The organism is Flavihumibacter sp. ZG627, from assembly GCF_000814325.1.
Lineage (GTDB): Bacteria > Bacteroidota > Bacteroidia > Chitinophagales > Chitinophagaceae > Flavihumibacter.
In genome coordinates, this window is record NZ_JPHF01000004.1 from 272,644 (window position 1) to 298,559 (window position 25,916).

General features: G+C 45.0%; 26 protein-coding genes. 10 read left to right on the forward strand and 16 right to left on the reverse strand.

Features of this window, described 5'->3' with window-relative positions; all coding sequences use genetic code 11:
- Positions 1–3 precede the first annotated feature (3 nt).
- From HY58_RS18875 to HY58_RS10730, 3 genes are all read right to left on the reverse strand, one after another.
- Positions 4–1,164 (reverse strand): sugar transferase, encoded by a 1,161-nt coding sequence (locus HY58_RS18875; protein ID WP_052324047.1) that lies wholly within the window; start codon positions 1,162–1,164, stop codon positions 4–6.
- Positions 1,165–1,192: 28 nt separating this feature from the next.
- Positions 1,193–1,597, reverse strand: coding sequence for a response regulator (locus HY58_RS10725; protein WP_172644645.1), 405 nt, complete (start codon positions 1,595–1,597; stop codon positions 1,193–1,195).
- A gap of 295 nt (positions 1,598–1,892) precedes the next feature.
- On the reverse strand, positions 1,893–3,095 hold the full coding sequence (locus tag HY58_RS10730) for a glycosyltransferase family 2 protein (RefSeq protein WP_052324048.1): 1,203 nt from the start codon (positions 3,093–3,095) through the stop codon (positions 1,893–1,895).
- 53 nt (positions 3,096–3,148) lie between these two features.
- On the opposite strand from HY58_RS10730, the gene HY58_RS10735 reads away from it, so the two are divergent.
- Complete coding sequence (locus HY58_RS10735) at positions 3,149–3,793, forward strand: methyltransferase (protein ID WP_039131612.1); 645 nt, start codon at positions 3,149–3,151, stop codon at positions 3,791–3,793.
- Positions 3,794–3,810: 17 nt separating this feature from the next.
- On the opposite strand, the gene HY58_RS10740 is transcribed toward HY58_RS10735, so the two are convergent.
- Genes HY58_RS10740 through HY58_RS10750 form a run of 3 tightly spaced genes read right to left on the reverse strand, consistent with a single transcriptional unit; the run spans position 3,811 to position 6,493 of the window.
- Positions 3,811–4,587: an NIPSNAP family protein gene (locus HY58_RS10740; protein ID WP_172644646.1), complete on the reverse strand. Its 777-nt coding sequence runs from the start codon at positions 4,585–4,587 to the stop codon at positions 3,811–3,813.
- A 22-nt stretch (positions 4,588–4,609) separates the two neighbouring features.
- Entirely contained in the window at positions 4,610–6,019 is a 1,410-nt protein-coding gene (locus tag HY58_RS10745; protein ID WP_039131615.1) for a sialate O-acetylesterase, read from the reverse strand.
- A 57-nt stretch (positions 6,020–6,076) separates the two neighbouring features.
- Positions 6,077–6,493, reverse strand: a complete 417-nt coding sequence (locus tag HY58_RS10750; protein WP_039131616.1) for a hypothetical protein — start codon at positions 6,491–6,493, stop codon at positions 6,077–6,079.
- 350 nt (positions 6,494–6,843) lie between these two features.
- Here HY58_RS10750 and HY58_RS10755 point away from each other — a divergent pair, with 350 nt between their 5' ends.
- Both HY58_RS10755 and HY58_RS10760 read left to right on the forward strand, forming a co-directional pair.
- Entirely contained in the window at positions 6,844–7,566 is a 723-nt protein-coding gene (locus tag HY58_RS10755) for a phosphatase PAP2 family protein (protein ID WP_039131617.1), read from the forward strand.
- 37 nt (positions 7,567–7,603) lie between these two features.
- Positions 7,604–8,419: a phosphatase PAP2 family protein gene (locus HY58_RS10760; RefSeq protein ID WP_039131619.1), complete on the forward strand. Its 816-nt coding sequence runs from the start codon at positions 7,604–7,606 to the stop codon at positions 8,417–8,419.
- Here the strand turns inward: HY58_RS10760 and HY58_RS10765 are convergent.
- Positions 8,407–9,033, reverse strand: a complete 627-nt coding sequence (locus tag HY58_RS10765; RefSeq protein ID WP_039131620.1) for an HAD family hydrolase — start codon at positions 9,031–9,033, stop codon at positions 8,407–8,409. The genes HY58_RS10760 and HY58_RS10765 overlap by 13 nt on opposite strands.
- Positions 9,034–9,038: 5 nt before the next feature.
- A complete protein-coding gene (locus HY58_RS10770) occupies positions 9,039–9,905 on the reverse strand; it encodes a serine hydrolase (RefSeq protein ID WP_082022133.1) in 867 nt (288 codons plus the stop codon).
- 164 nt (positions 9,906–10,069) lie between these two features.
- Between HY58_RS10770 and HY58_RS10775 the strand changes: the two genes are divergently transcribed.
- Positions 10,070–10,321 carry an RNA-binding protein gene (locus HY58_RS10775; RefSeq protein ID WP_039131621.1) on the forward strand — a complete coding sequence of 84 codons (252 nt, stop codon included), beginning with the start codon at positions 10,070–10,072 and terminating at the stop codon, positions 10,319–10,321.
- A gap of 125 nt (positions 10,322–10,446) precedes the next feature.
- On the forward strand, positions 10,447–11,619 hold the full coding sequence (locus tag HY58_RS10780) for a Gfo/Idh/MocA family protein (RefSeq protein ID WP_039131624.1): 1,173 nt from the start codon (positions 10,447–10,449) through the stop codon (positions 11,617–11,619).
- A gap of 1 nt (position 11,620) precedes the next feature.
- Here the strand turns inward: HY58_RS10780 and HY58_RS10785 are convergent, their stop codons facing one another.
- Both HY58_RS10785 and HY58_RS10790 read right to left on the reverse strand, forming a co-directional pair.
- The gene (locus HY58_RS10785) at positions 11,621–13,183 is read right to left on the reverse strand and encodes a TolB family protein (RefSeq protein ID WP_039131627.1); all 1,563 of its coding nucleotides are present in this window, start codon (positions 13,181–13,183) and stop codon (positions 11,621–11,623) included.
- Positions 13,184–13,304: 121 nt separating this feature from the next.
- Positions 13,305–13,604: a hypothetical protein gene (locus HY58_RS10790; RefSeq protein WP_052324049.1), complete on the reverse strand. Its 300-nt coding sequence runs from the start codon at positions 13,602–13,604 to the stop codon at positions 13,305–13,307.
- Between the two features lie 246 nt (positions 13,605–13,850).
- Here HY58_RS10790 and HY58_RS10795 point away from each other — a divergent pair, with 246 nt between their 5' ends.
- From HY58_RS10795 to HY58_RS10815, 5 genes are read left to right on the forward strand one after another with little or no spacing between them, the layout of a single operon-like run.
- Positions 13,851–14,225: a hypothetical protein gene (locus HY58_RS10795; RefSeq protein ID WP_039131629.1), complete on the forward strand. Its 375-nt coding sequence runs from the start codon at positions 13,851–13,853 to the stop codon at positions 14,223–14,225.
- 53 nt (positions 14,226–14,278) lie between these two features.
- Entirely contained in the window at positions 14,279–14,509 is a 231-nt protein-coding gene (locus tag HY58_RS10800; RefSeq protein WP_039131631.1) for a hypothetical protein, read from the forward strand.
- Positions 14,510–14,526: 17 nt separating this feature from the next.
- Complete coding sequence (locus tag HY58_RS10805) at positions 14,527–16,041, forward strand: efflux RND transporter periplasmic adaptor subunit (protein WP_039131634.1); 1,515 nt, start codon at positions 14,527–14,529, stop codon at positions 16,039–16,041.
- Positions 16,042–16,053: 12 nt separating this feature from the next.
- Entirely contained in the window at positions 16,054–19,143 is a 3,090-nt protein-coding gene (locus tag HY58_RS10810; RefSeq protein WP_039131637.1) for an efflux RND transporter permease subunit, read from the forward strand.
- A complete protein-coding gene (locus HY58_RS10815) occupies positions 19,140–20,318 on the forward strand; it encodes a TolC family protein (protein WP_039131639.1) in 1,179 nt (392 codons plus the stop codon). The genes HY58_RS10810 and HY58_RS10815 overlap by 4 nt, the downstream gene beginning before the upstream one ends.
- Here HY58_RS10815 and HY58_RS19970 read toward each other — a convergent pair.
- The 6 genes from HY58_RS19970 to HY58_RS10840 all read right to left on the reverse strand — a co-directional run bounded on the left by HY58_RS19970 (position 20,313) and on the right by HY58_RS10840 (position 25,910).
- Complete coding sequence (locus HY58_RS19970; protein WP_039132061.1) at positions 20,313–20,900, reverse strand: DapH/DapD/GlmU-related protein; 588 nt, start codon at positions 20,898–20,900, stop codon at positions 20,313–20,315. The genes HY58_RS10815 and HY58_RS19970 overlap by 6 nt on opposite strands.
- A gap of 187 nt (positions 20,901–21,087) precedes the next feature.
- A complete protein-coding gene (locus HY58_RS10825) occupies positions 21,088–21,771 on the reverse strand; it encodes a DUF2202 domain-containing protein (RefSeq protein ID WP_072037612.1) in 684 nt (227 codons plus the stop codon).
- Positions 21,772–21,941: 170 nt separating this feature from the next.
- Positions 21,942–22,766 carry a CPBP family intramembrane glutamic endopeptidase gene (locus HY58_RS10830; RefSeq protein ID WP_039131641.1) on the reverse strand — a complete coding sequence of 275 codons (825 nt, stop codon included), beginning with the start codon at positions 22,764–22,766 and terminating at the stop codon, positions 21,942–21,944.
- A gap of 33 nt (positions 22,767–22,799) precedes the next feature.
- Positions 22,800–22,934: a zinc-binding dehydrogenase gene (locus tag HY58_RS19740; protein ID WP_216593793.1), complete on the reverse strand. Its 135-nt coding sequence runs from the start codon at positions 22,932–22,934 to the stop codon at positions 22,800–22,802.
- Positions 22,915–23,556: an NAD(P)-dependent alcohol dehydrogenase gene (locus HY58_RS10835; RefSeq protein WP_216593794.1), complete on the reverse strand. Its 642-nt coding sequence runs from the start codon at positions 23,554–23,556 to the stop codon at positions 22,915–22,917. Before HY58_RS10835 ends, HY58_RS19740 begins: the two co-directional genes overlap by 20 nt.
- Before the next feature lie 95 nt (positions 23,557–23,651).
- Positions 23,652–25,910 (reverse strand): xanthine dehydrogenase family protein molybdopterin-binding subunit, encoded by a 2,259-nt coding sequence (locus HY58_RS10840; protein WP_039131643.1) that lies wholly within the window; start codon positions 25,908–25,910, stop codon positions 23,652–23,654.
- Positions 25,911–25,916: the final 6 nt, after the last annotated feature.

The window sequence follows — 25,916 nt, forward strand, 5'->3', positions numbered from 1 at the left end:
TGCTCAGACATTGGCTTTCTGGATAAGCGCTGGTGGTGTGTTAGCAATGATCCAGAGATCAAAAAAGAAATTTTGTTTTTTAGAATACGTTATATCCAGGTTGATTCTTTCCTGAACACACATGAAATGTCGGTCTTTTTTACGGATCTGCCAAAGCCCGGTCATTCCGGCCGGTGCCATAAATCGTTCAGACCATTCATCAGTGGTGAGCATGGCTGCTTCATAAAGAGGCAGGGGACGATTACCTACTATCGACATATCACCAAGCAATACATTGAATAATTGTGGTAATTCATCAAGGCTTGAGTTCCGCAGGAACTTACCAATGCGGGTAACCCTCGGGTCATCGGTAACCTTAAAAAATACTTTTCCTTTTTCTTCATTGAATATATTTAAGTGCCTAAGCTGGTCGAGCTGTGATTCAGCACCACACTTCATTGTACGGAATTTGAAGAAATTGAAGATGCGGTACCCCTTGCCTGCTCTTTTGGAGATATACAACGCTGGTCCTTTGCTTTCAAGCTTGATGGCAATAGCTATCAGGAGCATTACAGGAATGGTAATCACTATCGCGAGTAATGCAACGCTGATATCGAAGATCCTTCTACCTGTTGGGCCCATACCCGTAAAGGAGTCAGCATAATTGTACACCGGCTTTTTAGCCTGTTGACCAATACGGCGGACTTTAACTTTCTGCAGGAAGCTGATTCGGTGAAGCAATTTTGCATCCGCCTTACGGGTATCGGTGATGTCATCAAAGAGATGCATCAGCAGGGATGGGTCACCGTAATCGCGACTGTTATCACTGCTATCCATGATAACGGGGATAGCCCTGAACCGTTCAACGGAGGCGAGGTATTTAGATAATATTTCCACTTCGCCAAGGGCAATACAGGAATCTACAATAAATGCTGCCGGTACAATCTTTTGCCCCGACTCCAGCCTTTGCAGGATGGTAATGCCTTTGTTGATGGTTTCTGCAGCATAGCCGCCATCGAAGAGATTCACCAGGTAATCGATACGGCGGGTATTTCTGCCGATGTAAAAGAATTCACGGGAGTGAATCTTCACAACAGGAGCGGTTTCCGGCTCGCGGAAAACGGAATACCTTTTGTAGGTAGCGGTTTGTGGTGATGGATGAGTTAAGTGTAAAGTTTGTTCCATTCAGGTACAGTTTTCTGTTAGATAATAGTCAGACTACTTTGAGGGTTTTAGTCCCCCTGGCTGACGGTACATGTAACAGGCTTTCCAACTTTTGGAGGAGATCGATCGGATTAAAAGGCTTTTTGAACCAGGCATCAATACCATATAGATCGCATGCAGAAAGGATCTCTTCTTCCGGCAATGCTGAGATGATAATAATAGGTATGTGCTTGTAAAGCCCGCTGGTCTTGAAGTATTCAACAAGCTCCCAATTCTCAAGGTCGGGGAGACTGGAGTCCATTATGATGGCATCAGGAAAGGTTGACTTCGACATCCACTGCATGGCATCGCCAGCACCGGAGGCGGTCAGGGTAGAATACCTATCCTGTAAAATGGTCTGCAATAAAAACCTGATGGCATTACTACCGGTGATCACGAGTATCTTTCTTCTCATCATTGATTAATTAAGCGGTTAAACTCAATCTTTCAATAGGAATGCAATTGGAACGGTTATGATTTCATAAGGTATTTGACGTCATTGAAACATTCATTTCAATGCAAAATGAGCCAGTGATACTTTGTAATCAGAAACCGTTTTCAGGCGAGTTCTTAGGATTCGTGGAAATAGCAAGCGAGATTATAGCGGATTTGAATAGGACTATTGTGAGGTAAAATTAGCACTCTTTTCGGTTAATCAAAATCTTTTACCACAATTATTTATGCACTATTGTGAATCTCTCACCATAGCTTTACCCAGCCTGGTTTTCCTTAACGGGAAGGTTCAAACGTTTTGACTTTTCCCAGCTGGCAGTATGCTTACCGGAGAAGTACATGATCCCCCCCAAAATGGCCGACCAATGCATGAAAACAAAATAGTATATGGCACTAACCACAGGCCATTTCTTATTAATGAGCGCCCCCAACCATCCCGCCGCCGCAGCTCCGTAGAAAAGGCATTGCAACCAGAAACTGAAGGAATAAAAATCGCCTTTGTCCTGTATAACCAGCGCCAGGTTTGAGATCATTAAAAGGACCAGACAGAGCGGCGTGATGGTCCAGCGTAATACCCGGTGACTTATATATTGAAATAAGAGCATGGGTTTATCGCGGGCATTCTGCAGCATTTTAAGCCGGGCCATCGACTGGTAGCCTCCTGCAGCTATACGTACTTTTCTTTTCTGTTCTTCTGCCAACGATACCGATCCTGTTTCAATTGCGGTTGCCCCGGGCTCATAGGCAATGCGATACCCTTTCAGACAGATCCTTAATGATAGCATGAAATCATCGAGGATGGTATCGGGCTCAAAGGGTTGAAACAAACGGGTGCGGAAAGCAAATAGTTCCCCTGCCGCCCCCACCAGTGTCTGCACCGCGGCATCCTGCTCCTTTAACCATGATTCATAGATCCAGTAGAGTCCCTCCCCGCCTGCACTCACCTCCTCTCTAGCAGGCGAAGCGATGCGCTTTTCACCGGAAGCCCCTCCCACCCTATTGTCGGCAAAATGGGCCACCAGTAAACGAAGACTTGCCGGATCAACCATTGCATTGGCATCGGTGAGCACGGTAATGCTTCCCTGCACTATTTGCATCGCCCGGTTGATGGCCATGGCTTTCCCTTCCCTAGGTGCCTGGTGCATACCCGTCACCTGTGGGAAGGCATGAACGATGGCATCACTTCCATCATCAGATCCATCTGTTATTACGATCACCTGCAAGCGTTCCTTGGGATAATTGAACTGCAGGGTATTCCTGATTTTGGGGCCAAGTATTTCAGCTTCATTGTAAGCCGGGATAATAATAGAAATGGTGGGGAGATTTTCTTCCGTTATAGGCATGGGGTAGGGCCTGTTTCGAAGTCGCGCCAGCATCGCCATCACCACACCATACCCTATATAAGTGTAGAGCACAACCAGCAGGCTGAACCAGTATACGATAAGCATCACCGTTGCCATGCTGCAATAATACCCAATTAAAGTACAATCCGGATATTTGCAGCATTCAACGCATGCATTATCCCCTCTACCTCCGCCGTATAGATTATGGATCCTTTACCACGGAAATCTTTATGCCCGATGAAGAAGAAGTCAAGAAAATATATAAGCGGGAGAAATCACTACATCCGGATATTGATTTTCCTTTCTGGACAAGATTATGGCCCTCTGCTATTGCCCTCTCTATATTTCTCCGTGAAAATGAAGAGATGGTTTCCGGAAAAACTGTATTGGAATTAGGGGCGGGGCTCGGACTTCCTTCTGTTGTTGCGGCAGCAAAAGCCCTGCGTGTAACCGGTAGCGATTATATAGAAGCAGCCTTGGAAACTATGGTCAAAAGCTTTTCACACCATGGTTTTAGAAATGCAAATAGTGTGCGCATTGACGTTAAGGATTACCCTGAAGGCCTGTATGCAGATATAGTTCTCTTAAGCGATGTTAATTATGATCCCGGCTTATTTCCTGGTTTAATAAAATTGCTGGATCGCTTCCTGGAAAATGGCAGCACCATCATTCTCAGCACACCACAAAGAATCATGGCCAGCGCTTTCATTGAGTCATTGCTCACTAAAATAAAATCGCATCAATTGTTCGGGATAAAAGAAAACAATGAGGCTGTGCGTATTTCAGTTTTTGTTTTTGGGACGAGCCCTGATTGAGAACTTTCGCAATTATTTTAATAGTCAGAATATTGCGCAGCATGCATCAGGATGATATCAGCCTTAGATACATTTTTTTGATATGTTGCCATGGTAGATATCTTCTTCCATTCCGGTGATTCACCAAATGCTTTCCAGTGCTCATTGCGTTGTTCCATATTATTGAAGCTGGTCATGTAGATCAGGTTGGGCATTCTGCTTCCGGCAATTACATCCCCATAAAATATTGCATTGAATCCGAGTCTTTTGAACAGGTCGATCTCCCCTCCTTCATTGAACATATGCACTTTATTGCGATACCTTTCTTCCGTGCCTGATTCATAGCTCCGCAGTTCATAAACCTTATCGGCAATGCTACCACTAAGCACCGGAAGTGTAAGTGTTGGTGCAAGGGCAAATGACTGCATATAAATATTTTCCATACGCGTGTATGGTGCTTTGTCGTATGGCGCAGCATGGAAAGCAGCAGCGTCATTACAGTAATCTTTATCCTTCAGAATGGCCAGTCTCCACTCCGTTGCATCCTTCCAGTTTTTGAAGGGAAGCAACACATAGAGTTGTTTCATTTTTGCGGTATCATTTGCAATGGGCTTGAAGGCCCCGATCTTATGCACGCCTCTTTTGTGTAATACAGGAAGCAAGGCTTTCGCCATGTATAAATCAAGTGCAGCCTCCTGCTCCTTATCCTGAAAATGATAAATGATAAGCTGGTATATGGTTCCTGTTGAACGCTGGCTGTAAAGATTTAAGGAGCACAGCAGGATGGCGAAAATCGCCAGAGGCAATCGTAACATTTTCATGTGTTTGTATGCGTTATCAGAGAGGTTTTTGTTCTACAACCCAATTGTCGGTTCTGAATGGAATAAGCGGCAATCCGGCCTCATTAAATACATTTCCAATAATTGTATTTCCGAACCCATACCTGGCATGAACGGGTTTTGGAACTTCTTTGGCCGTGAGAATCAGTTTCCCTTTTTCCCATTTTGCTTTTGCCGGATACCAGGCTTCATTTTCACCAGAGAGATAAAATCCGCTTGCTTCCTTCCCATTGAATTTTAGTTCTGCCGCATCAGTGAAGGTAAGCTCCAATCGGTTCTTAACGGTGCTGTGATGCTGGTAGGCCGCACTTTTATAACTGATTCCCTTCTTCCCATAATTTTCTGCAAGAGCCCAGTTAGCGAGCCTGTCTCCTACCGGCTTCTTCCTGGAGGGATGGATATTTTTTACATCATCCACAAGGTCGGTAACCACCACCATTCCTGTACGGGGATGGCTCATAAGTTTTGTCTGCTGCTCCTGCAATAGCGCGCCGATATTCGTTTGTCCATAGTTGAAAGGAGCGATCTGCACGTAATAGAAAGGCAGCTCTTTTTTCCATGCACTGCGCCATGAATCGATCAGCGAAACCATCAGCTGTTTGTAGGATGCATTGGTTTCGGTATTGCTTTCGCCCTGGTACCAGATGGCACCGGCAATATTGAAATTGGTAAGGGGGTGGATCATTCCGTTATAAGCTTTGGCAGGAGCTGATGGCCACCAGGCAAAGGTTTTCAATTTTGAGGCGGCTTCGCGGAGTGTTGCATCATTTAGAATATTCGCTTCAGGCATCCATGTTTCAGCAGGCGTTCCGCCCCAGCTCGCATTGATGAGTCCGATGGGAACCTTGAGTTCTTCCTGGAGTTTGCGGCCGAAAAAATAACCGACAGAGCTGAATGATTTTATGGTGGTGGAATCAGCGCTCACCCAATTTGCCCTCACATCTTCCTGCGGATAATCGGCTCCTGTTCTTGGAACATGAAATAGCCTGATGTTTGAATTGCTGGCGGTAGGAAAAACAGCGGCCAGGTCGGAAGTGCCATTGAAATAATTCCACTCCATATTTGATTGTCCCGAGCAGATCCAAACCTCCCCGATCATAACATCCGTGAGGTTTATGGTATTCCGGCTTTTGATCTCAATGCTGTAGGGGCCACCGGCCGTGGGTGTTTTTATCCTAAGTTTCCAGGTAGCGAGGTTGGTTGCGAGGGTGGAATCAGTGGTGGATGACCAACTGGTTTTTACATATACTTTCTCACCCGGACCAGCCCATCCCCAAAGGGCAACCGAATCATTCTGTTGCAATACCATTCCGGAGGATATCAGGGATGGTAAACGGAGTTGTGCCGCGAGGGGCAGACCTGCAAGCAAAAGCAGGAGGACTAAAAAAAGGGAAGCAGGAGATTTCATACTCCTAAAGTAAAAAATTCCTGCCTCCCTTACTGGTACTAAATTACCCGAAACTGATTATAACTTATTAATTACAACCGCTTCTACCACCTGGCTTTTACGGGCTACCTCGAAAGTTTCAGTAGTACTTCCTTTTTTAGAAGCAACAGTAACCTTGATCTGGATGGGCTCGATGCTGTAGTTATCGAACTGGAATTTCTTCACATACTTACTGTCAGAAGAGGTCTCTGTGTACAGGGTGTTACCATCGAGGTCGCGGATAATAATGGTCAGGTCTTCTTCGCTTGCGTTTTCGAAACTAAGTTCGAGTACGGGCGACTGGTAGTTACTACCAACATACTTCATTTCGACAGGTACTGATTTCTTTGTTCTCTTCTCCGTGTTAGCCATTGCGCTGGATGATCCAACTGCCAGAGTTGCGAAAACTGCGATTGCTGAAAGAATGTTTCTCAGGTGTGTGTTTGTGTTCTTCATAATAAAAAGTTTATCTGTTAGTGTGTTTAAAAAAAAACTTGCATGGAGGCAATCGATATGAAGAAGCAATCGTGATGGAGAAGCAATCGTAAGGGGAAGCAATGTTAAGGAAAGATGCCAGGCAAGTGGCCCTTAAAGCTGGATGCTGATACAAACTTAGACTATGATTTTCCGGCCTGCAACCCAACTTTTTGCAGATTAACTGATGACAAAACCCTTAAAGAATTTTAAAAAGCCTTTATCAGCGGGCGTTTCACAGGAATACTCAAATGATGTTCAACCCTCGTTTTACCCGTCTGACACATGTCAGGACATGTGTCAGACGGGTAAAGATTTCTTAACTTGACCGCATGATCCGATCGGGAATAAAAAAGAAAATCAAAAAAGCCGGGGCGGCGGCGGCCCTTCTTTCTGTTGAAATGGTTATCATCATAAGCCTTTTTTTTGTTTCACTATACGCATTTATCTATATGGTGCGGCGCGTGTTTTATTTGCAGAACAATAGTTTCGATCAATCCATTTTTGACTACCTCGGCAATCATGTTAGTGACTTCAATAACCAGCTGATGGTGTTCTTTAGTTATTTCGGCGGGCACTATTTTCTTATTCCCGCCAACCTATCGCTCATTGTATATTTTCTTTTTGTAAGGAAGCATAAATGGTTCTCTATAAAAGTGCCGGCCATTGCCTTAAGCAGCCTGGCGCTGATGTTTCTGCTGAAACATTTTTTCGGTCGCGCCCGGCCACTGATCCCCCTGCTGACAGAGGCAAGGGGATTGAGTTTTCCGAGCGGTCATGCCCTGAATTCAGTTACCTTTTATGGATTGCTGATCTACCTGATCTGGAAAACAGTTCCCAATCCCTACCTGAAATGGACACTTGCCATCTTTTTGATCGCATTCATCCTGGTGATAGGTTTCAGCAGGATCTATCTTCGCGTACATTATACCAGTGACGTATTGGCGGGATTCAGTATGGGACTTATCTGGCTGGTTTTATCCCTCATTTTACTCAAGCGGATCGAAATATATAGCAGCAGGGAACTTGACCCCACGGTGGAAGGAAAGAAGTAATTGGCGGGTGTTGGCATCCGGATTGCAATAGCGGGGCATGAAGAAGATCATTACCATATCTTTTGCTTTAATAATGCTGGCCGTTAAATCTTTCAGCCAGGAGGTGGAAGACACCCCTGTTTACATCATCAAACCAGTAATCGATTATCCGCTTACTGCTATCGGAACCGCGTGGACCCTCTATGCCTTCACCCAGATCTACAGTAAGGACCAATCCAGCTTAGAACAGATCAATGCATTAAGGAAAGATGATATAGGTAAGATCAATCGATGGGCCATCAGACCCTACTCAAAAAAAGCCGATAAAGATAGTTATGGCCCTTTCTATGCTGCCATGCCGCTACCCATCTTATTCCTGGCCGATAAAAAAATGCGCCGCGATTTCTGGAAACTGAATCTCCTCTACCTGGAGACCATGTCAATGACCGGTATCATGTATACGGGAAGTGTTTATCTCACCAACGAATACAGGCCTTATGCCTATCATGAAGACACACCCATGGATTTTCGCAGGCGTGGTGGCGCAAAAAATTCTTTCTATGCCGGGCATGTTGCTTTAGTAGCAACCTCTACCTTTTTCATGGCAAAGACCTATGCAGATTATCATCCGGAATCCAAACTGAAATATGTTTTCTATGGAGTGGCGGGTGCCGCAACCGGCCTCACAGCATATGGTCGTTACAGAGGGGGATTGCATTTCCCCACCGAAATACTTTTAGGAATGGCACAGGGCACAATAACCGGCATCCTCGTGCCACATTTCCACAAGAATAAACTGCTGAAAAAAGGAGACCTGAAAGTTGTTCCTTTCTCTGGCGAGAGCCATGGACTTGCCGCCATTTATAAATTCTGATAGAGCAGTCTGAATTCACTAAACCCGGTAACACGGTGATCCACATCCGCTTCCGGAAACTGCGACGTTTTATCAACCAGCACAGTTTCAATACCGAGTTCCTGCGCGGCACTGATCTCCGATTTTGGATCATCACCAATTACTACCACTTCTGAAATATCATATCCATGGCGCGCAATGATATCAGCAAATACATCACGCTTGGTGCGGATTGAGTTGGAGGGATCAACAATATGGATCTCGAGAAAATCATGCTCTATTTTCATTCCCCTTATCTTGCTCCACTGCAGTTTGCTGAAGCCTGTTGTAACAAGGAACCTGTCCCCCTCCAATAATAGGATCTCATTATAATCCGGAAAGGGATGGATCGCATCATCGTAGCTCATGTTATTGAGCAGATCAAAGCCTGCCCCGGTAAGGTTTTCACTGAAACAAAACTCCTTAGCCACCAACTGGTAAGGTCTTCTTTGGAGTTCAAGTTTTATTCCCTCAATATTACCGTCATGCTCTGTGCTGTTTTCTATCAACGCAAATAGATCAGCAAACAATATTTTACTGATTGACGATACCGCGTAGATGGTATTATCGAGATCATAGATGAATGCTTTCTTCATAAACTTTATTGCAGATGGTCATAAACGATTCGCGAAACGGTGGAGAGAATCTCTGTTGCAACTGACTGCTGCGGAATGCCTTTCGATAATAGCACGATCACATATTTTCTTCCATCGGGCAGGAATACAATTCCTGAATCATGGCATACCGCCGTAATATTTCCGCTCTTGGTGGCTGCCTTCACATCAGTGGGAAGTTTTGCGAGAATGATGTCACGAAAATACTGGTCCATCAATATCTTAATCATTTCTTCACCTGATTTTTTATCAACCGCCGTTCCGTTGGCTATAGCTTCCATGATCAGCATCAGATCATAGGCAGTTGTTATATTGTTGAGTCCTTTTGCATAGGCCTTTCCATCTTCCACACCCCGCAAAACCTGGATCTTAGAGGCGCCGAGTTTTCGCATGCTTGCATTTACATTAGGCGCTTTCACCAGGTCGATGATCAGATTGGTGGCGAGATTAGAACTTTTGGTGATCATCTTGTAAAGCAGATCCGATATGGGAAGTCGCGCTCCGATTTTGGAATAAAGATCTTTCTCACTATCATCGGTTGAATCAAGTGAATAAAGGCTTCCGTCAACAATACTTTCAAAACTATTCTTCACCAACATAGAATCTGACAGTGAAAACTTTCCTTCTTTCGCCTGTTTGTAAGCTTCCACCAGCACGGGCGTTTTCATGGTACTGGCAGCATGAAATTCAAGTTGATCATTATAAAGAAATGTATTGCCACTTGAAAGATCCTTCACCGCAACGGCAAATACAGCCTGTGGTTGTTTATTAAATTCGGTAACTATTTTCTGTTTCAGAACAGTTGTATCAATAGGATTAAGCGCCATGCATGCAAATGTTAATAAAGTCGTCATGATGGTCAATTTACCCTGTGGAAAGGAATTTACCAAGAAATAGACTATCTTCACTGAAATGACATTTGAGTATCTCAGCATCTCGTAATGGAAGTCCGCTAATCAACCGCATTTCTTTACCTCTCGCTTTTGTCCTCAGACTCTTTTTATTTAAAAGTTAAGTAATGAACATCTATGTTTCCAATTTAGGCTTCGGCGTACAGTCAGAAGACCTGAAAAAAATTTTTACTCCGTATGGAGAAGTTTCTTCTGTTAACATTATCATGGACAAAGTAACCAATCGCAGTCGTGGTTTCGGTTTCGTTGACATGCCTGACCAACAATCAGCAGAAAATGCCATGCGTGAGCTGGAAGGCAAAATGCTTGATGGCAGGGCTATTAAAATGAATGAAGCAAGGCCAAGAGAGCAGCGCTAATAAATAACGCTTCCACCACTCCGTAGTGTGGGAAAAACATCGTCCCGTGTCGTTATCTTCCTTATGGAAGTTGTAACGACACGGGACTTTTTTTGTGCTAACTTAGAAACACAAAAATCTTTATCATGGGTTCACGTCGTGATTTTCTGCAAAACCTCACCATCTCTGCCATGGGAATTCCTTTTCTGAATCTCAAGGATGGTTCCAGCGGTTTAACCCCTGAAGAAAATGCGTTTGCAAATAATCCTGAAGAAACGGAAGCTGCCGCAAAAACAGATGAATACGATCCACATGCCCCTATTTTAAGAGTAGCATTGATGGGCCTCGGCAGTTACGCCTCACGCGTTGCGGAAGCCATGCAGCAATGTAAAAAGGCTAAGATTACCGGACTCATCAGCGGAACCCCTTCCAAGATCCAGGAATGGAAGAAGAAGTATTCTGTACCCGACAAGAATTGCTATAACTACGAAAACTTCGACCAGCTTAAGAATAATCCTGATATAGACGCGGTATATGTGATCACTCCCAATGCATTGCATAAGGAGCAGGTAATAAGAGTAGCCGCTGCGGGCAAGCATGCGATCTGTGAAAAGCCCATGGCCATCAATGCCAAAGAGGGCGAAGAAATGAAAGCTGCCTGCAAAAAAGCAAATGTGAAATTATTGGTTGGCTACCGCATGCATTTTGAGGCCAATACGCTTGAGATCATCCGGTTACGCAATGCAGGAGAATTTGGCAAGCCACTATTCTTCCAGGGACTCAGTGGTTTCAAGATCGGCAATCCAAACCAGTGGCGAATGAAGAAAGAATTATCGGGTGGTGGCGCCATGATGGATATCGGGATCTATAGCATCAATGGGGCAAGGTATATGATCGGCGAAGAACCCGTCTGGGTTACGGCACAGGAAACCAAGACAGATCCGGCAATGTTTACAGAAGGTTTAGATGAGACGATAATATTCCAACTCGGCTTCCCTGGTGGTGCCGTTGCGTCCTGCCTATCTACCTATAGCATGAATTACCTGGATCGTTTTTTCCTGAATGGAGATAAAGGTTTTGCAGAGATGAATCCTTCCACGGGATATGGGCCCATCAAGGCAAGAACGAATAAAGGCGAACTTAATTTCATGCATATCACGCACCAGACAACACAGATGGATGAGATGGCTGCCATCCTCCTCGAAGGCAAGAAGGCAATCGTTCCGGTTGATGGAGAAGAGGGATTAAAAGACCTTAAAATTATCGATGCCATTTATGCAGCGGTGAAGAGTGGAACTAAAATTCCACTTGCCTTATGACCTAATCTATAGCTTTCGAATTACTCACGAAAGAGACCTGCTTGCTGTCAGGGCTCCAACTGGGTGTATTGATGGTTCCCTGTCCGCCGAAGAGATAGGCGATCACTCTTGGCGCACCGCCTGATACCGGCATCAATCTCAGCAACACCCTTTTATAAAAGGGATGGTCTGTGGCAGAAACCGTATTTGGAAAAGATAAGAACACGATCCATTTATTATCGGGAGAAGGATGCGCGAACCAGTTATTGTATTCGTCGAAGGTGAGCTGCTCGCTTCCACTACCATCGGGCTTCATCCGCCAGAGCTGCATATTTCCGGAGACGGTGCTGTTATAATAGATCCATTTACCATCGGGCGCGTATTCAGGTCCATCTGCCAGTCCTTTTTTGAGATGGGTCAGTTGAACTTCTTTTCCGCCCTTCAATGGAATGCGATAGATATTATAGGCCTCCGATGATTGAAGTCGCTGGGCAGTATATACCAGTTGTTTTCCATCGGGGCTCCAGCCATGGAGGTATGAGGGTGTGCTGTCGGTAACCAGTGTTGGCTCGCCGCCGGTGATGGGCAAATAATATATGGTGCTGCCACCACCGGTCATTCCATCCCGATGCGAAGAGATGGCCAGCCATTTGCCATCGGGGGAGATGACATGGTCATTATTGTTGCGGGTAGCGTTGCCGGTGTTGAGCTTTTCCGGACTACCACCTGCCACGGGAATAGTATAAATGGCCCCGCCCTGGTTATACAGTAATCGTTTACCATCCTTCATCCAATTGGGCGCTTCAAAACGACCCTTGTCCTCATAGATGATCCTGCGGATGCCGCTGGCAATATCGATGGTTTCGAGGCGGCTGCCGAGGATGCCATCGCGGTAGCCATTATAATTATCGGGAACAGTTTTCTCTATGCGAACATTCCATGCGATGGCTTCCTCTTTTACTTCGGGATTATGGCTGGAGAGAAAAATACCTGCCAGTGCTGTATCGGGCATATCGATCTCATCTGTTCTGCCCACTTCCTGCAAAGGCTCTCCAGGATTGGCAACGCGCATGATAAAAGTTTTTCCCACCCGCTCCAGCTGAATAATTTCTGTGGCCGTTTTTTTGGTGAAGATCTCATCCTGCGGATCGCGCATATGTGCGCCGCGCATCCTTCGCCATTGAAGGGCCACCATTCCATCGCCATGAACCGTGGCGGTCATATGAGCAGCATCTTCGCCCTCCCCTGCCCTCACCATCCAGCCGGTTTTGCGGTGGGGGTCAACGCCTTGAGCCACCAGCTTGAAATTGGCTGTGAGAATGAAATCACCGCTGATCTTCCTGAATGCATAATGAAACTCATCCCTGCCAAACCAGATATTATAGCCACCTGCGGTGAGCTGGTAAGACTGGTCGGCCTCACGGTACTGCATACTGCCTTTAATGGCAGGATTGCCGATATCCTTATGGGTAGTGAAAACGGAGGAGGGGGATTGGGCGGAGACAGAGAGGCAGAGGAAGTAAGAGGTAAGAGCTAAGAGGTAAGACTTGAGGTAAGAGGTAAGAGGTAAGAGGTAAGATTTCATGTGGGGGTGATTTCTTTGATTGAAATTGATCATCTGAATTTAAGGAAAATATGGGGAGGTAGAAAGTTAGGAAGGGCAATGGGGAATAGGCAATGGGCAATAGAGCAGAAAAATGGTGTTACTAACCCTTTTTGCCGGCACTATGCTGGCGTATATAGTCTTTAATAGCAGTATGGTAAACTGTTTTTCCCTTCTTCACTTTGTAGGCGGCTTTCTTTGCCGGATTGCGGATGATTCCCTGGGCATAGCGGACGGCCTTGGAGAATAAAGATTTATACCTGAGTTGTTCTTTGGAGGGAACAACATTTGACATATCAGGGTATTTCGACATGAAGGTTTTACCGCCCCTCGTACGATATACTATTTGTTTGCCCACCTGGCCTTTCATACCAAGCGTTAATGTGCCATATGCTCTTCCCATATTTTTTTCTTTAAGGTAAGAAATTAAAGGTATTATCAAGGCATTCTCTCCAAATTATCTTACGTTTATCCTACGTTTATCTTACGTCTCCATCCTGACTTTCACGATATTTCAAAGGCATATAGATAGCATTATGCTGACATCTGTTGTCAACTGGCTGAATAAGGTAAGCTTAGGGGGATTAAAATAATAGGGAGTATATTTGGAGCGATGTTGAAAAGGTGGATAATATCATTTACAGTTTGCATGGCTTTTGTTGTGCTGCAGGTGCATAACCTGATGCCGCACCAGCATCATACAATTGCTGAAAAACCTCATTCGCACCAACATGATGCACACCATCATCATGCACACAGCGAGGATGATCATTCTGAAACGCCGATACCCGGGCTAAATCACAGTGAAGATTTTGAGAAGTCAATTATCCAGCCTAAAACCTCGCATGAAGCCATCGCCGATCTGGAATGCCCGGTGATTGAACTGAACGCCATTTTACAACTGTTACTTATCAATGATAATCCGGCTCCGGATAATTTTTTCTTAAACGACCGATCCTGGTTACCACCTCAATTTTCTCTGACATCTTTCTCCCATCGTGGTCCCCCTGCTTTGATTGTTTAAGCCTGATTACAGGTTATTATCATTTATTTTCTTCTACCTAATTTAATGTAACAATGAAAAGTATTTTTTCCATTGGCGCTATCGCCATAGCCTTACTTATAATGAGTTGCAATGATTCGAGCAAAGAAAGCGGAACGCATACGCATGATGACGGGTCAACCCATTCTGATCATGACACTTCAATGCCTGTACAGCAGGAGTTTAAAGTAGCCGACTCTACCATGCATGGAACCGATTCTAGTAAGGAGCATACACATGACGACGGCAAGAAACATTCGCACTAAGATTTAACTCCAGCAATATGAAATATTTTTTTGCTGTCTGCCTTTTGGTGACCGGCCTTATGGCCTGTCGCCAAAATGAGGCGGGCGAACATACGCATAACGAAGATGGAAGTCATCCCGGTGAAGAAGGTCTGGCTTCAGTTTCCTATACGCTTTATTCAGATAGTTCCGAACTGTTTGTTGAGTTCAAACCTCTTATTGTTGGGAAAACATCGCGGTTTGCAGCGCACCTAACGATGCTGGGAGAAAGCTTTCGTCCCTATACCGAAGGCAACATTACTGTTAATCTGATACAGGGTGATAAAGGCCTTAGGAATTCAGTTGATAGTGTAGCTTCACCAGGTATATTCCGTCTGGCACTGCAGCCGGTACTGCCAGGTTGGGGAAAGCTTGTGTTTGATATCAGTAGAAATGGGTTTAAAGATCAAATCACAATTGATAGTATTCAGGTATATCCGGATGAAAAAACGGCAGCGGCAGCACAACCTGCGGTGGCAACGGGTTCGGATATCTCTTATCTGAAAGAGCAGGCCTGGAAAACAGAATTTGCCAATGCACCTGTAAAGCGGCAAACCATTTATGATATTGTAAAAGCCACGGGACAACTGGTAGCAGCACCGGGCGATGAAGTAACCATTGCAGCGCGTTCTAATGGCATTGTACATTTTTCAGGAAGCGGGCTGGTTACCGGTACAGCAGTAAAAGCAGGTCAGCGGCTTTTCACAGTAACAGGTGGTGAGATAGCATTTGAAAACATTGCAGCAGCAAGGCAATCGGCACAGGCCGAGCTCAGCAGCGCCAAAGCAGAATATGATCGGGCGGCTGAACTGATCAAGGATCAGCTGGTAACACGGGCAGAATTTGAAGCTGCAAAGTTACGCTATGAAAAAAGCAGGATCGCCCTCCGCAACCTATCCAGGAACTATAGCGGTGGCAATGCCCTCACCGTTCCCATAGCAGGATTTATCACCAATATCATGGTTAGCGAAGGGCAGTATGTGACTTCAGGTCAACCTCTGGCAACTATCAGCAGGAACCAGAAACTACTTCTAAAAGCAGATGTTTCACTGCGTGATGCAGACAGGATAAGATCGGTACAGGAAGCAAATTTCATCCTGGCACAAGGCAAAGAGATCTATAATACAAGGGAGCTGAACGGACGGCTGGTTTCTGTTGGAAAAACCACAGGAACAAACATGCCTTTCATCCCGGTTCATTTTGAGATCAGCAACAAGCAGGGGCTGGTGCCGGGGTCCTTTGCTGAGGTGCATCTGAAAACATCACCTATAGATGGAAGTCTGGCAATTCCTGTTACCGCATTAGTGGAAGAGCAGGGTGTTTATTATGTGTACGTGCAAACCGGCGGGGAGAGTTTCCAGAAACGTGAGGTTAAGACCGGCGTTTCAGATGGACGCATCATCCAGGTGTTATCCGGTATCAAAGAAGGAGAAAGGATCGTGACAAAGGGTGCCTATCAGATCAAATTATCACAAGCAAGCGGAACCATGCCCGCGCATGGCCATGAACATTAAACAGCAACCAGGATGTTAAACCGAATCATACATTATTCCCTGCACAATCGCCTCGTGGTCTTGGCACTGGGATTACTGTTACTTATAGTGGGCGGTATTACCGCTTCCAGGATGGAAGTTGATGTATTTCCCGACCTCACTGCGCCAACTGTTGTGGTGCTGACGGAAGCGCATGGCATGGCACCGGAAGAGGTAGAACGGCTTGTAACCTTTCCGGTAGAAACTGCGGTTAATGGTGCCAGTGATGTGCGCCGGGTAAGGTCATCCAGCTCTGCCGGCATCTCCATCGTTTGGATTGAGTTCAACTGGGGAACCGATATCTACCGGGCAAGGCAGATTGTGAGTGAGAAACTGACCATTGTAGGCAATACCCTACCCCTTGGCGTTAGTTCTCCGGTGATGGCGCCGCAGTCGTCTATCATGGGCGAAATAATGCTGATCAGTATAACGGCTAAAACAACCTCACAGATGGACCTCCGTACCATTGCCGACTGGAATGTTCGTCCGCGGCTTTTGTCGATAGGTGGGGTATCGCAGGTAGTGGTGATTGGTGGCGAGTACAAGCAGTTCCAGATACTGGCCTCCCCTCAAAAAATGGATTATTATAAGGTGAGTCTCACTGAACTTCTGAAGGCAGCAAAGGAAGCCAATCAGAATGCGGCAGGTGGGTTCATGAGCCAGTACAGTAATGAATATATAGTGAGGGGAATGGGAAGAACCAGTGACATTGGCGAGCTGGGCCGCTCCGTAATTAAAACTGTAAATGGCGTTCCCATAAAAATTGAAGATGTAGCCAATATCCAGATCGGCGCATCCATCAAAATAGGAGACGGCGCATTGAAAGGTGAACCTGCGGTAATCATGACCGTTATGAAACAGCCGCAAACCAATACACTGGAGCTGACAGATAAAATAGATGAGTCAATTGATGACCTCAAAAAAACATTACCCGCCGACCTTCAGATCAATACCCGCATATTCAGGCAGGCCGATTTCATTGATGCATCCATCAGCAATATCCAGAAAGTGCTGATAGAAGGATCGCTTTTTGTGGTGCTGATCCTTTTCCTCTTCCTGATGAACTGGAGAGCAACATTTATTTCTTTGATCGCCATACCGGTTTCACTACTTACCTCCATCCTTGTTTTAAAATGGTTTGGCTTTACCATCAATACCATGAGCTTGGGGGGTATGGCAATCGCCATCGGCGACCTGGTGGATGATGCCATCATTGATGTGGAGAATGTATACCGAAGATTGAAGGAGAATGCAGCACTTCCCCCAGAACAGCGACGAAATAAAATTCAGGTCATCTATGATGCTTCTGTTGAAATCAGGACCTCGGTAATCAATGCCACCTTCATCATCATCGTAGCGTTCATCCCTCTCTTCTTCCTCTCCGGAATGGAAGGCAGGTTGCTTGCACCGCTTGGTATTGCCTTCATCGTTTCACTGTTTGCATCACTCATTGTTGCGCTCTCTATTACACCTGTACTTTGCAGTTACCTGCTCAGCTCCGATAAAATGCTGCAACATCAACACCGCGAAAGCTGGCTGGTGCGAAACCTCAATAACATATATGAAAAGAGCCTGGTAAATGCCATGCATTTCAAAAAAACAATCCTTACTGTTTCGTTCGCATTGTTTGTTGGAGCCTTACTATTATTGGGAACATTGGGAAGAAGTTTTCTGCCCGAGTTCAATGAGGGAAGCCTTGTAGTAAGTGTAACGAGTTTACCCGGAATATCACTGGGTGAAAGTAACCAGATAGGAACCAAAGTAGAAAAGGCGTTATTAACCGTTCCGGAAATAACTATCACCACCCGCCGAACAGGAAGGGCAGAACTGGATGAGCATGCGCAGGGCGTTAATGCTTCAGAGATAGACGCACCATTTGTTTTAAAAGATAGAAGCCGCGAAGAATTCATGAATGATGTTCGTGAAAAAGTATCGGGTATATCAGGAGCCAATATAACAATTGGTCAGCCTATCGGACATCGGATCGATCATATGCTTTCAGGAACAAGGGCCAATATAGCCATCAAAATTTTCGGCAGCGATCTCAATAAACTCTTCACTCTTTCGAACCAGGTGAAGGGGGCTATTGAAGGAACGGACGGACTGGTAGACATAAGTGTGGAGCAGCAAATTGAGATACCCCAGGTACAGATAAAAGCCAAAAGAGATATGATGGCAAAGTATGGCATCACTATCGGGGAGTTTGCAGAATTTACAGATGTGGCATTTGCCGGTGAAAAGGTATCAGAGGTTTATGAAGGTGCTTATCGATTTGATATGGTATTACGATTTGATTCTTCTAACCGCGGAGATATTGAAAGCATCAGGAATACATTTATTGACAGTCACGAAGGACAGAAAATTCCGCTGCATTATGTTGCGGATGTAGTATCAACGGCTGGCCCAAATACAATCAACCGGGAGAATGTTCAACGTAAAACAGTAGTATCAGCCAACGTATCAGGGCGAGATCAAAAAAGTGTGGTGGATGAGATCCGGGAAAAAATAGAGCGATCGGTGGTATTGCCGGAAGGTTACAGGATAGAATACGGCGGGCAGTTTGAATCAGAAGCAGAAGCTTCCAGGACATTACTGATAACTTCCATACTGGCAATACTGGTGATATTCTTTTTACTCTTCCAGGAGTTCAGGGATATTAAAATATCCTCAATCATTTTGCTCAATCTTCCTCTGGCTCTTATTGGTGGAGTATTGAGTGTATGGATTACTTCAGGCATATTAAGCATCCCGGCTATTATTGGTTTTATTACGCTGTTCGGGATAGCAACGCGAAATGGAATTCTGTTGATATCACACTATAAGACACTTGAAGCGGAAGGGAAGAACTTGAATGATGTGGTGATCCAGGGATCGAAGGACAGGTTAAGTCCTATTCTTATGACGGCGCTTACTGCCGGACTTGCATTGATCCCACTTGCAATAGCGGGTGATCTTCCGGGTAATGAAATACAAAGTCCGATGGCGAAAGTAATTCTGGGAGGACTGCTTAGTTCTACCCTGTTGAATTTATTTGTAGTGCCAATAGTTTATTATATGGCAAACAGAAAAAAAGCAATGAAATGAGGAATCTGGTTACAGCAATAATTATGAGCCTGGTATTGCAGCCGGCGCTTGCACAATATGAGGTTGACAGTATTGTAAGGCAGGTAGAAAGAAACAATAAAGAGATAGCGGCAAACCAGGAGCTTACAGCAGCAAAGGCAGCCTTGTTCAAGACCGGATTAACGCCGACGGATCCTTTTGTAGAATATGATTATATGTTTGGGAGTCCGGCTGGAGCAGGCAACCAACGCGACTTTGCCATTACGCAGCGAATAGATTTCCCTTCGGTGTACAGGCGGAAAAAACAGTTGTCGGAAATACAGATCGCGCAAACTGATCTGCAGCGACAGGTATTCAGGCAGGATATATTGCTGGAGGCGAAGCTACTGGCTCTGCGGGTAATATATCTTAACCGCAGGCAGACTGAGTTGAAAAGGCGGCTGGCAAGTACCAAGAAGCTTGCGTCCGATCTTAGAAAAAAACTTGAGCAGGGCGATATCATCATTCTGGATATGAATAAGGTGAAACTGCAGTTGCTGACCATTCAAAATGAGGTGGCGCTTACTGAAAATGAAAAGACAGTTGTATTGGCCAGGCTCCTTGAGATGAATGGGAATATACCTGTGAGAATCAATGATACAATCTATCCCCAGGTACCGATAGTTCCGGCATTTGATAAACTGGATAGTATCATTGAAGTGAGTGATCCACTCATTAAAGTGTATGAGCAGGAGAAAAAAATACAGGACCAACAAATAAATGTGCAGAAAGGGCTGAATCTTCCCAAGCTGGAAACAGGTTATCATTCTCAAGGAATATTGGGACAGAGTTACAGGGGTGTTCATTTTGGGGTAGCAATTCCTTTATGGGAGAATAAGAACAGGCTCAATGCAGCGAAGGCAGCCCTAAACTATGCTACATCAGCTGCGGATGCCCACCGGCTGGAGCACCGGCAAACAAACCGTCAATACTATGAGCAGTTAGCGGTGCGTGAAAAAGCCATGTTAGAACACAAGGAGTTGCTGGAAACATTAAATAATGAATACCTGCTGGGTAAAGCACTGTCACTTGGACAGATAACTATTGTGCAGTATTTCTATGAGCAAAGTTTTTACTACAGCGCATACGACAAATACCTGCAGATGGAAGCAGAGTACCATAAGGCGCTTGCGCAGTTATTCAGATATACACTATAGATGGGCGTTATGCTCCAAATGTTTTAAAATCTTTGCCGGAACACCACCAACCACAGTATTATCGGGAACATCACTTGTAACTACAGCGCCTGCGGCTACCACAGCATTTTCGCCAATGGTTACTCCTGGCAGAATGGTAGCAGCAGCACCGATCCATGCATTTCTTTTTATAAGAATGGGTTTTGAAATCAGCGATCTTCTTTCTTTAGATTCGAGCGGATGGTTCTCTGTAATGAGGTTAACCTTGGGTCCAATCAATACATGATCTTCAAGTGTGATGCCGCCCATGTCAAGAAAGGAACAGGCATGATTGATGAATACATGTTTACCAATTTTGATAAACTTCCCAAAATTGGTAAAGAAGGGAACGAATACCGTGGTGCTATTATCAATGGGAGAGCCGATAATATCACTTAATCTTTCCCTTGACTGGTTAATATCCGTGGATGCATTAAGTCCGACAGATAACTTTAAGGTTCTGCTTACAATCTCATCAACAAAATGAAATTGCGGGTCATCCATGCGAATGATCTCTCCCGCTTTCATTCTTTCGAAGATGTGAGTGTTGTCATGAATTGCCATATGCATGTCTTTGTTAAATGAAAAAACAAAGATAATACACAGCTAGCTCAGTGATTTCATGTCCACTACAAAGCGATACTTAACATCCCCTTTCTGCAACCTGTCAAATGCCTCATTGATTTGTGAAGGATTGATCATTTCTGATTTACTTACCAATTTTACTGAACAGAGCTGATAAGATCAGATCCTAAAATCCTGTTTCCATAGAGCTGTTGATGATGGCATCAAATTCTGTCTGGCTGATATATTGCGGTGTATAGCTTCCCCCAACCTTCAGGATATTACTGAAGAAGGCCCTCAGGTGATTTCTGCTTCCTTTTGAAAGCATTGAATACACCAGTTCGATATCCTGGTTATCAACTAAGGCCGTTGCATTCTGCAGATCGAAGATGTCGAGGTCTTCAATAGTGGCGCCAACTTTATAGGCATCAAGCACGCTTAATTTCCCCTTTGCCACCAACTCGTTGTAGAGCGTCTGTAAGGCTGTATTATTAAATACGCCGATAGGATTAGAGCCAACGGGATCGGGTATATCATATTTGTTAAGAAGGATCAGCACGGCTTCCATATGGGTTTGCTCACTTGATGAAATATTATTGAAGATTCTTGATCCCCATTTGTTGTATAAGGTGATATATACATCCCTGGCAAGTTTTTCTTCTTCACGCATAAAGACAAGGCTGGTTCGCTCTTCCGGGCTTATTGGCTGATTAGGAAGGCTATTAACCTGTAACCGGAGATTGGCCACATTAATGATGGCGTTATCGTCATTTGAAGGGCTATCGTCATCATCCTTATTACAGAAAGAAAAGGAAAAAACAAGTGCGACGAGCAGCGTAGAGATGGCTGCATGTTTCCATATATTTTTCATGATGAAGTATTTTATAATAGTGCAATAAAGCTACTCCACCAAAAATGACTGTTGTGTAAGAACTGTTACACAACAATAAGAGGACTGTTAATTTACCTGATAAAGTTGAACAGATAATCGGAGATGATCATTCAAGTAGTGACTTGCATTACCTAAAGCGATGAGATAGATCATACATGAGGCGGTCGCCACTTGTATAAAAAGACAATCGTTATGATAACCGACACAAGGCCGGGTACACTTGCTTCCATGCCAAAGTTGCCACCTGTTAACCAAACCGGCAGGTCATTGAGATCGGGCTTTAGAATGCCGGGATGCTGGTTTCCGCTAACGCCAAAACCAAGCAATATGCCCTGCACCCAATTGGCCATAAAGTGAATACCGATAGGCAGGGCAAGACTTCTGGTTTTAATAAAAGCAAGTCCGAATAATATGGAAGCAAAGAAGATATTTATACTGGCGAGTATTTTAGTAGTTCCTGTCATGCCCGGATTATCCAGATGTGCCAGCATGAATAATCCAGAAATAATTAATTGAGCCGGCCATTCCCCTAAAGCAGTAATAAGTCTTTGAAAAATAAAGCCCCTGAAAAGCAGTTCTTCTGAAACCGCATAGGCAAGAAACAATACGGTGAGTGGAAGGAGGGATGACAGGTGCAGCGGATTCGCAATCCATCTTACCCCTGCCAGCAATAAAACCAAAGCAGGAACCAACATGAGGGCGGCACCTATCAACAAACCTTTTGAAAGGGATCGAATCCAATTGATATTAAGCGTACCAAAAAGATCCTCTAATGGTTGCCGGATAATAGCCTGGCAAACAATGGAGACAACAGTAATGATGATAACCTGGTAGAAAATGCTAAGCTCAAATGCATAGTGCTGAGAAAGTAATACAAGAGGAATGGTAAAAGCAGCTAAGATCAGAAAGAAAAGGGCGACCCACCAAAGGTTTCTGAGTTTCCCGTCATTATTGGGTATAACAAACTGTGCCATTTTAAAATAAGTTGATCTTATAAATTACATATTCTACACCGTTATAACAACATTCCCTTTTTTATGTCCCCCATCCACATACCGATGTGCTTCTGCAAGCTGCTCAAGGGGATAGGTCCTATCGATAACCGGCTTTAGTTGTCCGGCTTCAATAATAGCGCTTGCCATTCTTACTAAAATCTTCTTTAGTATAATCAATTACAATATCTGCTCCCAATGATTTTACCAGCGATTCATTGGCAGCACTGCAAACGGCAGTCACTTCTGCACCCATAATTTTAGCAAGCTGAACAGCAGCTGTACCCACCGATCCGGAAGCACCGTAGATCAATATCTTCTGTGCGGCTTGCAACTTCGCCTTTCTTAAAAAATGAAGGGCAGTATTGGCGCCGAAGGGAATAGCGGCGGCTTCCGGGTAGGAGAGGTTTGCGGGCTTTAGGGCGATCACTCCATCTTCCGGTAAACATTTATACTCGGCGTAGGTGCCAAATGTTTTGATGGATAATCCATACACCTGGTCGCCCGGTTTAAACCTGGCAACATTTTTTCCGGTGGCTTCCACTTCGCCCGCCAGGATTATTCCCATCAGTTTGATCCGGGGCCTGAATAATCCCAGCATAAGCCTGACGAGAAAGGGGTCGGCCTTGCGCATACGCACATCCCCCGAATTAACGGCAGTGGCAAAGATCCTGATCAAAACCTCGTTATCTTTTGGAACAGGCTTTTCAATTTCTGTAAGGCGGAGTACATCGGGAGACCCGTATTCATCATTAAGGACTGCTTTCATCATCTATACAATTAAAGATTAAAGCAATCTATTAATTATTCAAACGCCGATACGTCTTTACTACAGCAGCGGTAAATCAGTTACCAGGAAAATAATAATCAAAAAGCTCTGAGGCTCTCGTTTAGTTGTTTATTGAAAGGCTGTTTATAAAAACGTTTGCCGGTGGCTTTGTACAGCGCGTTAGCAAGCGCGCCGAAAGTTGGCGGAAAAGCAGGCTCGCCCATGCCGGTTGGATCGATATCATTCTTTACAAAATGAACATCAATCGCTTTGGGTGCTTCATTATGCCGGATCATCCTGTAGCGGTGGAAATTATTCCTGTCAGGCACGCCATCCTTAAAATTCAGCTCCCCATACAGCGCATTTCCAATAGCATCTACCACTGCACCTTCGGTGAGATTGATAGCGGCATCTGGATTAATCACAATACCGCAATCAACAGCACAGCAGACCCGCTTAACCACAGGCTTTCCTTTTTCCATGCTGAGGTCCAGCACCTGGGCCACATATGAATTGTGACAGAAATAAGCGGATACACCTCTATGCACATTGCCGGGGGAAGCATTCCAGCCACTCTTTTCACGCACCAGTTTCAGTACGCCTGCATAGCGATTGGGATCGTAATCATGCTTCTCTCCTACTGGTTTTTTTATGACGCGATCTAATAACTCCAACCGAAATTCAATTGGATCTTTACCAGCAGCCTCTGCCACTTCATCGAGGAAGGATTGCTCTGCGGCCGCAATGAAATTTGATCTTGGTGCGCGGAAAGAACCGGTAGTGATATTTGAATTGATAGTGAACTCTTCCGCTAAATAATTTTCAACAGCGCCTGCAGGGAAACGATTCTCTTCAAGAGGACTTTCAGGAACACCGCCAGCTTTCACATGAAATGCTACCAGGTTATTATCAGCGTCTAATGCAGCACGATACATCGCTGTATAAGTAGGTCGATAAATACCCGAGCTCATATCATCTTCGCGTGAGTAAATAAGTTTAACCGGTGCCTTGAGTTTTTGTGAGATCAGCGCTGCCTCCACCAGCCAATGGGCATAGGATCTTCTTCCATAGCCGCCGCCGAGGCGCGTCATCTGTATATCGATCTTTTCAACAGGCATGCCTAAACGAGCAGACAGAGCCTTCTCCGTCATCTCCGGCTTCTGGAGCGGACCAATCAGTTCAGCTTTATCTTCAGTTACATCAGCAAAAAAATTCATTGGCTCCATACAATTATGGGCCAGGAAAGGGGCGTTGTACGTGCGTTCAATAATTTTTGCAGCATGCTTAAATGCTTCTTCCGGATCACCATCTTTGCGTGCAACATGCGCTGGCTTTTTCAGTAATTCTGCCATGGTGGCCACATGCCTGGAGGTACCCTCAAGCCCGGCAGGGATGGTGACTGTTTCTTTTCTATCAAAAGCATTCCTGCTGAACTTGTGATCAGCAATAGGCTGCCATTGGATTTTCAATGCTTTCTTAGCCTTCATTACTTCCCAGGTGCTGTTACCCACAATGGCAACCACTTCGTTGAAAGAGCAGGTATCGAAGAAAGATCTCTCATAATCGTCGTTGAATATTTTGATGGGGAAAATATCCTTTATACCGGGCATTGATCTGGCGTCAGTGTCAGTGATCGATTTGAATGTCATTCCAAATGCAGGGGGATGAACGATCATGGCGATGAGCATTCCATCGCGAATAATATCAGAACCGAAGAGCGGTTTGCCGGTAACGATCTTTTCGCCATCAACATTTTTCTGTGAGCTGCCGATGATCTTAAAATCTTTAAAGTCTTTGAGTTTAACTTCTTTCGGAATGGGAATCTTTGCTGCAGCAGATGCCATTGCACCATAAGTAGCAGTTTTCCCCGATGCTTTATGATGGAGGTTTCCATTTTCGGTAGTGATCTCCTCAGGTGAAACATTCCATGCCTGTGCAGCAGCTTCCCGCAACATCAGTCGCGCAGATGCACCTGCTGTTCTCAGCGTTTTCCATCCCTGCCTGATAGCCTGGCTACCGCCAATCGTCTGGCGGGAATAGAGTTTTGTATTCAGGGGTGCCTGTTCAACGACAACTGATTTCCAGTCCACGTCGAGTTCCTCTGCGATGATCATCGGCATGGAGGTCTTCACATTTTGTCCGCCTTCCGGATTGGGGGAAAAAATGGTGACGATACCTTCGGGGGATATCTTCAGGTAGCCGTTGAGCCCGGTAAAATCGCTGGCTACAGCATTGGCTTCGGCGGCAGGCGCGGCAAGGGATGAGAGCCAGCTAAAGCTGATCATCAATCCCCCGCCTGCCAGGGCAGAAGACTTCAGGAAGTTCCTTCTGCTTATGGAAGATTTATACAGTGTCATCCTTTA

Bases quoted from the DNA above. Each gene is read 5' to 3' on its own strand.
- HY58_RS10765 (WP_039131620.1), bottom strand. From the start codon at position 9,033: ATGAAGAAAGCATTCATCTATGATCTCGATAATACCATCTACGCGGTA.
- HY58_RS19740 (WP_216593793.1), bottom strand. From the start codon at position 22,934: ATGGCAAGCGCTATTATTGAAGCCGGACAACTAAAGCCGGTTATCGAT.
- HY58_RS10755 (WP_039131617.1), top strand. From the start codon at position 6,844: ATGATCCGATCGGGAATAAAAAAGAAAATCAAAAAAGCCGGGGCGGCG.
- HY58_RS10815 (WP_039131639.1), top strand. From the start codon at position 19,140: ATGAGGAATCTGGTTACAGCAATAATTATGAGCCTGGTATTGCAGCCG.
- HY58_RS19970 (WP_039132061.1), bottom strand. From the start codon at position 20,900: ATGGCAATTCATGACAACACTCACATCTTCGAAAGAATGAAAGCGGGA.
- HY58_RS10805 (WP_039131634.1), top strand. From the start codon at position 14,527: ATGAAATATTTTTTTGCTGTCTGCCTTTTGGTGACCGGCCTTATGGCC.
- HY58_RS10790 (WP_052324049.1), bottom strand. From the start codon at position 13,604: ATGGGAAGAGCATATGGCACATTAACGCTTGGTATGAAAGGCCAGGTG.
- HY58_RS10760 (WP_039131619.1), top strand. From the start codon at position 7,604: ATGAAGAAGATCATTACCATATCTTTTGCTTTAATAATGCTGGCCGTT.
- HY58_RS10725 (WP_172644645.1), bottom strand. From the start codon at position 1,597: ATGAGAAGAAAGATACTCGTGATCACCGGTAGTAATGCCATCAGGTTT.
- HY58_RS10800 (WP_039131631.1), top strand. From the start codon at position 14,279: ATGAAAAGTATTTTTTCCATTGGCGCTATCGCCATAGCCTTACTTATA.
- HY58_RS10825 (WP_072037612.1), bottom strand. From the start codon at position 21,771: ATGAAAAATATATGGAAACATGCAGCCATCTCTACGCTGCTCGTCGCA.
- HY58_RS10770 (WP_082022133.1), bottom strand. From the start codon at position 9,905: ATGACGACTTTATTAACATTTGCATGCATGGCGCTTAATCCTATTGAT.
- HY58_RS10730 (WP_052324048.1), bottom strand. From the start codon at position 3,095: ATGGCAACGGTGATGCTTATCGTATACTGGTTCAGCCTGCTGGTTGTG.
- HY58_RS10830 (WP_039131641.1), bottom strand. From the start codon at position 22,766: ATGGCACAGTTTGTTATACCCAATAATGACGGGAAACTCAGAAACCTT.
- HY58_RS10775 (WP_039131621.1), top strand. From the start codon at position 10,070: ATGAACATCTATGTTTCCAATTTAGGCTTCGGCGTACAGTCAGAAGAC.
- HY58_RS10735 (WP_039131612.1), top strand. From the start codon at position 3,149: ATGCATTATCCCCTCTACCTCCGCCGTATAGATTATGGATCCTTTACC.
- HY58_RS10835 (WP_216593794.1), bottom strand. From the start codon at position 23,556: ATGATGAAAGCAGTCCTTAATGATGAATACGGGTCTCCCGATGTACTC.
- HY58_RS10840 (WP_039131643.1), bottom strand. From the start codon at position 25,910: ATGACACTGTATAAATCTTCCATAAGCAGAAGGAACTTCCTGAAGTCT.
- HY58_RS10795 (WP_039131629.1), top strand. From the start codon at position 13,851: ATGGCTTTTGTTGTGCTGCAGGTGCATAACCTGATGCCGCACCAGCAT.
- HY58_RS18875 (WP_052324047.1), bottom strand. From the start codon at position 1,164: ATGGAACAAACTTTACACTTAACTCATCCATCACCACAAACCGCTACC.
- HY58_RS10745 (WP_039131615.1), bottom strand. From the start codon at position 6,019: ATGAAATCTCCTGCTTCCCTTTTTTTAGTCCTCCTGCTTTTGCTTGCA.
- HY58_RS10780 (WP_039131624.1), top strand. From the start codon at position 10,447: ATGGGTTCACGTCGTGATTTTCTGCAAAACCTCACCATCTCTGCCATG.
- HY58_RS10750 (WP_039131616.1), bottom strand. From the start codon at position 6,493: ATGAAGAACACAAACACACACCTGAGAAACATTCTTTCAGCAATCGCA.
- HY58_RS10810 (WP_039131637.1), top strand. From the start codon at position 16,054: ATGTTAAACCGAATCATACATTATTCCCTGCACAATCGCCTCGTGGTC.
- HY58_RS10785 (WP_039131627.1), bottom strand. From the start codon at position 13,183: ATGAAATCTTACCTCTTACCTCTTACCTCTTACCTCAAGTCTTACCTC.
- HY58_RS10740 (WP_172644646.1), bottom strand. From the start codon at position 4,587: ATGTTACGATTGCCTCTGGCGATTTTCGCCATCCTGCTGTGCTCCTTA.